Origin of the sequence: Actinoplanes sp. NPDC048791 (assembly GCF_040650095.1) — a bacterium.
Taxonomy (GTDB): Bacteria; Actinomycetota; Actinomycetes; order Mycobacteriales; family Micromonosporaceae; genus Actinoplanes.
Genome location: NZ_JBEZGQ010000405.1, coordinates 1 through 7,101, shown reverse-complemented (window position 1 = coordinate 7,101; position 7,101 = coordinate 1). Strand labels below are relative to the sequence as shown.

At 71.5% G+C, this 7,101-nt stretch carries 6 protein-coding genes; all 6 read right to left on the bottom strand.

The features are described from left to right. Positions 1–172: 172 nt before the first annotated feature. Positions 173–1,039 carry a PspA/IM30 family protein gene (locus tag AB0C29_RS26025; RefSeq protein ID WP_360825043.1) on the bottom strand — a complete coding sequence of 289 codons (867 nt, stop codon included), beginning with the start codon at positions 1,037–1,039 and terminating at the stop codon, positions 173–175. Between the two features lie 219 nt (positions 1,040–1,258). Further along, entirely contained in the window at positions 1,259–1,738 is a 480-nt protein-coding gene (locus AB0C29_RS26020; RefSeq protein ID WP_360549758.1) for a helix-turn-helix transcriptional regulator, read from the bottom strand. A gap of 191 nt (positions 1,739–1,929) precedes the next feature. Continuing rightward, on the bottom strand, positions 1,930–2,445 hold the full coding sequence (locus AB0C29_RS26015; protein WP_360825041.1) for a CinA family protein: 516 nt from the start codon (positions 2,443–2,445) through the stop codon (positions 1,930–1,932). Between the two features lie 35 nt (positions 2,446–2,480). Continuing rightward, entirely contained in the window at positions 2,481–3,074 is a 594-nt protein-coding gene (pgsA, locus tag AB0C29_RS26010) for a CDP-diacylglycerol--glycerol-3-phosphate 3-phosphatidyltransferase (RefSeq protein WP_360825038.1), read from the bottom strand. Beyond that, entirely contained in the window at positions 3,071–4,534 is a 1,464-nt protein-coding gene (gene rimO / locus AB0C29_RS26005) for a 30S ribosomal protein S12 methylthiotransferase RimO (protein WP_360825035.1), read from the bottom strand. Before rimO ends, pgsA begins: the two co-directional genes overlap by 4 nt. 207 nt (positions 4,535–4,741) lie before the next feature. Beyond that, positions 4,742–7,099, bottom strand: a complete 2,358-nt coding sequence (locus AB0C29_RS26000) for a DNA translocase FtsK 4TM domain-containing protein (RefSeq protein WP_360825033.1) — start codon at positions 7,097–7,099, stop codon at positions 4,742–4,744. Positions 7,100–7,101: the final 2 nt, after the last annotated feature.

Genomic DNA, 7,101 nt, shown 5'->3' with positions numbered 1-7,101 from the left:
CCCAGGCCGCGTCGGCGAGACCGATGCACGCGTACGGGGTGAGCACGGCAGCGGCAGCGGTCAGCCCTCCGCCGACGACGCTCCAGCGCCGCGCGGATCCCCGCAGCTTCCTGAGCTGCCGGAAGTACCTGCTCCGCTCGTCCACCGTTCACTCCTCCCCGGGGTGGGGTGCTCAGCCCGTGGCCGAGGTGTCCCCACGCTTGGCGTTCATGCTTGCCCTGATCTCGTCGAGCCGGGCCACGCTGGCCGGGTCGGCTGCCGGGGCGGCATTGTTGCCCGCCTCCACAGCCGGCTTGGCCGCGGTGCCGCCGAGCTGCTCGCCGGCCATGCTGGCCCGGATCTGCTCCAGCCGCGAGGTGCCGGCCATGTCGAGGCTCGACTTCTGCACCTCGAGCATGCGGCCCTCGACGGAGTTCGACGCCAGTTCGGCCCGGCCCATCGCGTTCGCGTACCGCTGCTCGATCTTGTCGCGGACCTCGTCCAGGGACGGGGTGTTGCCCGGCGCGGAGAGCGACGACATCGACTCCAGCGACTTGGCCACCGTCTCCTGCATCTTGGCCTGCTCGAGCTGGCTGAGCAGGCGGGAGCGCTCGGCGATGCGCTGCTGGAGCACCATCGCGTTGTTCTCCACCGCCTTGCGGGCCTGGCCGGCCGCCGACAGCGCCTGGTCGTGCAGCGTCTTCAGGTCTTCCATCGACTGCTCGCCGGAGACCAGCTGGGTGGCGAGCGTCGTGGCGGTCGACTCGTACTTCTGCGCCTCGGCCTCGTCACCGCCGGCCCGGGCCCGGTCGGCCAGCACCAGGGCCTGGCGGGCCATGCCCTGCAGCTTCTCGACCTCGGACATCTGCCGGGACAGCTTCATCTCCAGCTGCCGCTGGTTGCCGATCACGGCGGCAGCCTGCTGCACGAGCGCCTGGTGCTGGCGCTGGGCATCCTCGATGGCCTGCTGGATCTGCACCTTGGGGTCGGCGTACTCATCGATCTTGGCGCCGAAGAGCGCCATCATGTAGCGCCAGCCCTTGACGAACGGGTTCGCCATATCCGCGGTATCCCCTCAATGTCGCTCAGTCGGACGCGCCACCGACGCGGGACCGAGGGGTCTTCACGATGGCGCGAAGTCCATCGTGTCAGCTCCACGCCACCGGCGTCACGTGACCTACGGGGGATCTCAGGGTCGGACGAGGGTTCCCCCGACATCGAGGCTACGCGCCGATACGCGTTCCGGCGACGCCGGAACGCGTAGGGGCGGTGCTGAGGATCAGGCTGCGTAGACGATGTCGCGCCCGCGCTTGCGGGTCGCGTGCAGGGTCGCCTTGAGCGGAGACTCACTCCGGACGGAGACGGAGACCGTCCCGTCGGAGGTCACCTGGCGCACGGCCGGGGCCTCGCTCTTCTTGACCGGAGCCGCCTTGATCGGGGAGCCGGTGAGCGGAACGGGGTTGGCACCCGCACCACTGGTCTCGACGGTGGTGGGCTCGAGCGGGGCGAGAACACCGTCCATCCCCTCGGCGAGCGCGAGCGTGCCGCTCACTTCACCCAGGACCTCGGACAGGCGCGCGCCCAGTGCCTCGCAGATCGCGGCGAGCAGCTCGCTGGACGCTTCCTTCTGGCCACGTTCGATCTCGGAGAGATACCCCAGGCTGACGTTGGCGGCGGTCGACACCTCACGCAGCGTGCGATGCTGACCCTGCCTGCGCGCCCGAAGTGCGTCACCGATAACCCGGCGTAGCAGGACCATGGCACCTCCTCCTGCGGCGGGGCCGCCGGCAACCGCCGGAGGCTTCCCGCAACCGTACCCGCTACGGGCTACACCGACATCCCGCCCCGCCGAAATGCGGGACGGGCGGGAACGCGCGGGTGCCCGCGGGGCTGCTGAGACGGGCGGCGGGCCGGTTTCACCCACTCACCCGATCGAGACAACGCGACTGGTCAGCCCGCGATTCCCGCGGTCGAGCCGCGCAGCTGGGCGACGAGCAGCGACAGGGCGGACGTCACACTCGCGATGCGGATGTCCTGCCGGGAACCCGGCAGGCTCAGCTCCTGGACGGTGGCTCCGCCCGGTCCGGCCGCCGCGACGAAGACCATCCCGACCGGCTTGCCGTCCTGCGGCTCCGGGCCGGCGACCCCGGTCGTGGCCAGGCCCCAGTCGGAACCGCAGCGCTCCCGCACACCCTCGGCGAGGGCCAGGGCGACGTCCGGATCGACCGGTCCGCGCTCGTCCAGCAGCTGCCGGGGAACGCCGGCCAGGGTGTGCTTCAGCTCGGTGGCGTAGACCACCATGCCGCCCTTGAACACCGCGCTGACCCCGGCGATCTCGACGATCGTGGCGGCGAGCAGGCCACCGGTCAGCGACTCCGCGACCGACAGCGTCTGGTGCCGGTCGACCAGGGCGTGCACCACCGCGGCGGCGGCCACCCCGGGATCATCGATCCTGCCTTCGCTCATGTCCCGATTCTGCCAAGTCCGGGCAGGGCGCGTCCTCAGACCCGCTGGGCCCGCCGGCGCAGGCGCAACGCCTGCAACACGTAGTCCACACCCGTCACCACGGTCACGATCAGCGCGGCGACCATCAGCACCGTGCCGACCAGGTCGAAGGGCTCCGGGACGGGCCACAGGAACCACGCGATCGCGGCGATCTGCAGCGCGGTCTTGAGCTTGCCGCCGCGGCTGGCCGGGATGACGCCGTACCGGATCACCCAGAACCGCAGCGCCGTGACGCCCCACTCCCGGACCAGGATCAGGCCCGTCACCCACCACGACAACCGGTCGTACGCCGACAGCAGCACCAGCGCACTGCCGGTCAGCGCCTTGTCGGCGATCGGATCGGCCACCTTGCCGAAGGACGTCACCAGCTCGTAGCGGCGGGCGATCCAGCCGTCCGCGAAATCCGTGGCGGACGCCACACAGAAGGTCAGGCAGGCCAGGATCCGCCAGCCGGAGTCGACCATGCCGGAGACGACGACGAAGGCCACGAACACGGGGACGAGCACGATGCGGGCGGCCGTCAGGACGTTGGCCGGGTTGTAGAGCGAGACCGGCCGCGGCACGGCCACCGGCACCGGCTCGTCGGTCACGACGCTGCCGCTGCCGGTGCCGCGGAGATCATTTCGACGGGTACGGCCACCAGGTCGACGCCCTCGGTGCCGGTGACCCGGGCCCGGACGAAGTCGCCGGGGCGCAGCGCGGCCAGGTCGACCCCCTGCTCGCCGGCGACCAGCAGGGTGGAACCGTCGACCTCGGGCGCCTGGTGCTCGGCGCGGCCCTCGATCTCGCCGTCGGTGATCGTGTCGACCAGCACCTCGACGACCGAGCCGAGCCGGTCCTCGGCCCGCTGGGCGCACAGCTCGTCGGCCAGTTCGCTGATCTCGGCGTACCGGAGCTTGATCTCGTCCTCGTCCACCTTGCCGGACAGGCCGACGGCCTCGGTGCCGTCCTCGTCGCTGTAGTCGAAGACGCCGATGGCGTCCAGCCGGGCCTCGGTCAGGAACCGGACCAGTTCGTCCACGTCCTCCCGGGTCTCGCCGGGGAAGCCGACGATGAAGTTGCTGCGCGCGCCGGCCGCCGGGGCCAGCGAGCGGGCCGAGGCGAGCAGCTCCAGGAACCGGTCGGTGGAGCCGAACCGGCGCATCCGGCGCAGCACCGGCTCGCTGGAGTGCTGGAAGGACAGGTCGTAGTACGCGGCGACGCCGGGCGTGTTGGCGATGGTCTCGACCAGGCCGGGGCGGGTCTCGGCGGGCTGCAGGTAGCTGGCCCGGACCCGGACGATCCCCGGTACGGCGGCGAGCTGCGGCAGCAGCTTCTCCAGGGCGCGCGGGTCGCCGAGGTCCTTGCCGTACGAGGTGCTGTTCTCACTCACCAGGACCAGCTCACGCACGCCGGTGCCGGCCAGCCACTCGGCCTCAGCCAGCAGCTCCTGCGGATCACGGGAGACGAACGCGCCCCGGAAGGCCGGGATGGCGCAGAACGAGCACCGCCGGTCACAGCCACTGGCCAGCTTGAGGCTCGCGACCGGACCGTTGTCGAGCCGGCGGCGCAGCACCTGACGCAGGTGGGCGGGGGTGTGCTCGTCGACGGTGGCGTGCCCGGGGACGACGACCTTGGCCGCCTGCCGGGCGACCGGGGTCAGCGGCAGCAGCTCCCGGCGGTCCCGCGGGGTGTGCGCGTCGAAGCGCTCACCGGCGAGCACGCCGTCGAGGCGGGCGGCGATGTCGGTGTAGTCGTCGAAGCCGAGCACGGCCTGCGCCTCGGGGAGGCTCTCGGCGAGCTCCTTGCCGTACCGCTCGGCCATGCAGCCGGCGGCGACCACCTTGGCGCCGGTGTCGGCCGCCGCGAGCAGGGTCTCGATGGAGTCCTGCTTGGCCTTCTCGACGAAGCCACAGGTGTTGACGAGGACCACGTCGGCGCCGTCGGCGTCCGTGCTGACCTGCCAGCCACCGGCGTCGAGACGGGCGGCCAACTCCTCGGAGTCGACCTCGTTACGGGCACAGCCCAGGGTGAGCAGGGCGACACGGCGGGGGGCAGGGGTTACCGACACTCCGACAAGGCTACCGGGCGCCGGTTGTCCTGCCTTCGCCCGTAGGGCCTGTCCTGCCGATCAGGGCGTCGCCGAGCCGAGGCCCAGGTTTCGCGTCGCAAGTGGGCCGGGCGGTCGAATACCGGTGTTGTATTCGGCCGTTCGGACCGCGCCGCGAGGCGGAAGCTGGGCCCGGCGCAGGCCGTCCTGATCGGCGGGACAGGCCCTTCAGTCGACCCTCAGTGTTGCGAGGGTCTCTTCGAGCTCATCGGGCTTGATCAACACTTCGCGGGCCTTGGAACCCTCGGACGGGCCCACGATGCCGCGGGTCTCCATCAGGTCCATCAGCCGGCCCGCCTTGGCGAAGCCGACCCGCAGCTTGCGCTGCAGCATCGAGGTCGAGCCGAACTGCGAGGTGACCACCAGCTCGATCGCCTGGATCAGCACCTCGAGGTCGTCGCCGACCTCCTCGTCGATCTGCTTCTTCTTGCTCTCCGGCGGCGCCGTCACGTCCGGGCGGAACTCCGGCTCGCGCTGGTCCTTGCAGAACTTGACGACGTCGGCGATTTCCTTCTCGTCGACCCAGGCGCCCTGGAAGCGGGCCGGCTTGGACGCGCCCATCGGCAGGAACAGGCCGTCACCGCGGCCCAGCAGCTTCTCCGCGCCGGGCTGGTCGAGGATGACCCGGGAGTCGGCCAGCGAGCTGGTGGCGAAGGCCAGCCGGGACGGGACGTTGGCCTTGATCAGGCCGGTGACCACGTCGACCGAGGGGCGCTGGGTGGCCAGCACCAGGTGGATGCCGGCGGCCCGGGCCAGCTGGGTGATCCGGACCACCGAGTCCTCGACGTCGCGCGGCGCGACCATCATCAGGTCGGCCAGCTCGTCGACGATCACCAGCAGATACGGGTACGGCTTCATCACCCGGTCGACGCCCGGCGGTGCCGTGATCTCGCCGCTGCGGACCTTGCGGTTGAAGTCGTCGATGTGGCGTACCCCGTTGGCGGCGAGGTCGTCGTAGCGCATGTCCATCTCGCGGACGACCCATTCCAGGGCGTCGGCGGCCTTCTTGGCGTTGGTGACGATCGGCGTGACCAGGTGCGGGATGCCCTCGTAGGCGGTCATCTCGACCCGCTTGGGGTCGACCAGCAGCAGCCGCACCTCGTCCGGGGTGGCCCGGGTCAGGATCGAGACCAGCAGCGAGTTGAGGCAGGAGCTCTTGCCCGCGCCGGTCGCGCCCGCGATCAGGATGTGCGGCATCTTGGCCAGGTTGGCCACCACGAAGCGGCCTTCGATGTCCTTGCCCAGCGCCACCAGCATCGGGTGGTGGTCGGCGGTGGCCGCGTGCGAGCGCAGCACGTCACCGAGCGAGACGTTCTCCGGGTCGGTGTTGGGGATCTCCACGCCGACCGCGCTCTTGCCCGGGATCGGGCTCAGGATGCGCACGTCGGGCGACTTGACCGCGTAGGCGATGTTGCGGGAGAGCTGGGTGATCCGCTCGACCTTGACGCCGGGGCCGACCTCGACCTCGTAACGGGTGACCGTCGGGCCCCGGGTGAAGCCGGTGACCTGCGCGTCCAGGTTGAACTGGTCGAAGACCCCGGTCAGCGCGGTCATGATCTCGTCGTTGGCCTTGCTGCGGGACTTCGGCGCCGCGCCCTTGCCCAGCAGGTTCGGCGGGGGCAGCCGGTAGTCGCCCTCGACGGCCGAGATGTCCAGCTGCTCGGCGCGGGTGGGCAGCGGCGAGTGCTCCGGCGGCTCGGGCGCCTTGCGGCTGGCCGGCACCTTCTTGCCGCGGGGCACCAGGACGGTGTCGTGCACGATCGGGTCGTCGTCCACGTCGAGGTCGTCGGGGTCCGGGGCGAGCCCGATGTCGGCCAGCGAACCCTGCCGGCGGCGGGCCGGGGCACGCCGTTTGGGCTCCTCGTCGCCGGGCTCGTCGAGGTCGGGCAGGTCCGGGTCGGGCAGCGGGGCCCGGGCCGACGAGCGGCCCAGCAGCACGTCGGTGAGCAGCATCAGCCGCTCGGGGATCTTGTTGATCGGGGTCGCGGTGATGACCAGCAGACCGAAGATCAACAACAGCACGAGCAGGGGTACGGCCACCCAGGCCGTCACCGCGTTCTCCAGCAGGGAGCCGACGCCGTAGCCGATGAGCCCGCCGGAGCTGGTCATCTCGAGGTCGTCGGCCGGGCGCTGGGACACGTGCAGCAGGCTGGCGGTGGAGACGACCAGCGCGCTCCAGCCGACGACGGACCGGCCGCGGTGCTCGGGGTCGGCGGGCTTGCGCATGAAGCGGACCGCGCCGTAGAGCAGCAGCAGTGGCAGGAGCACCGCCAGGCCGCCGAAGAACAGCCGCATGGCGTCGTTGAGCCGGGCGCCGACCGGACCGGCGGAACCCGCCCAGACCGCCACGCCGACCAGGATGGCCAGGCCGAGCATGAGCAGGCCGGCACCGTCGCGGCGATGCTCGGGATCGATCTCCTTGGCGGTTGCGGCCTGCCGGCCGACGCCGCGGGCGACCCAGCCGACGCTGTGCGCGACGCCCATCCAGAGGGCCCCGACGCCGCGGCCGACCCCGGTCGCGAGCACCG

Coding starts and splice junctions, on each gene's coding strand:
- AB0C29_RS26025 (WP_360825043.1), bottom strand. CDS start 1,039: ATGGCGAACCCGTTCGTCAAGGGCTGGCGCTACATGATGGCGCTCTTC.
- AB0C29_RS26020 (WP_360549758.1), bottom strand. CDS start 1,738: ATGGTCCTGCTACGCCGGGTTATCGGTGACGCACTTCGGGCGCGCAGG.
- AB0C29_RS26015 (WP_360825041.1), bottom strand. CDS start 2,445: ATGAGCGAAGGCAGGATCGATGATCCCGGGGTGGCCGCCGCCGCGGTG.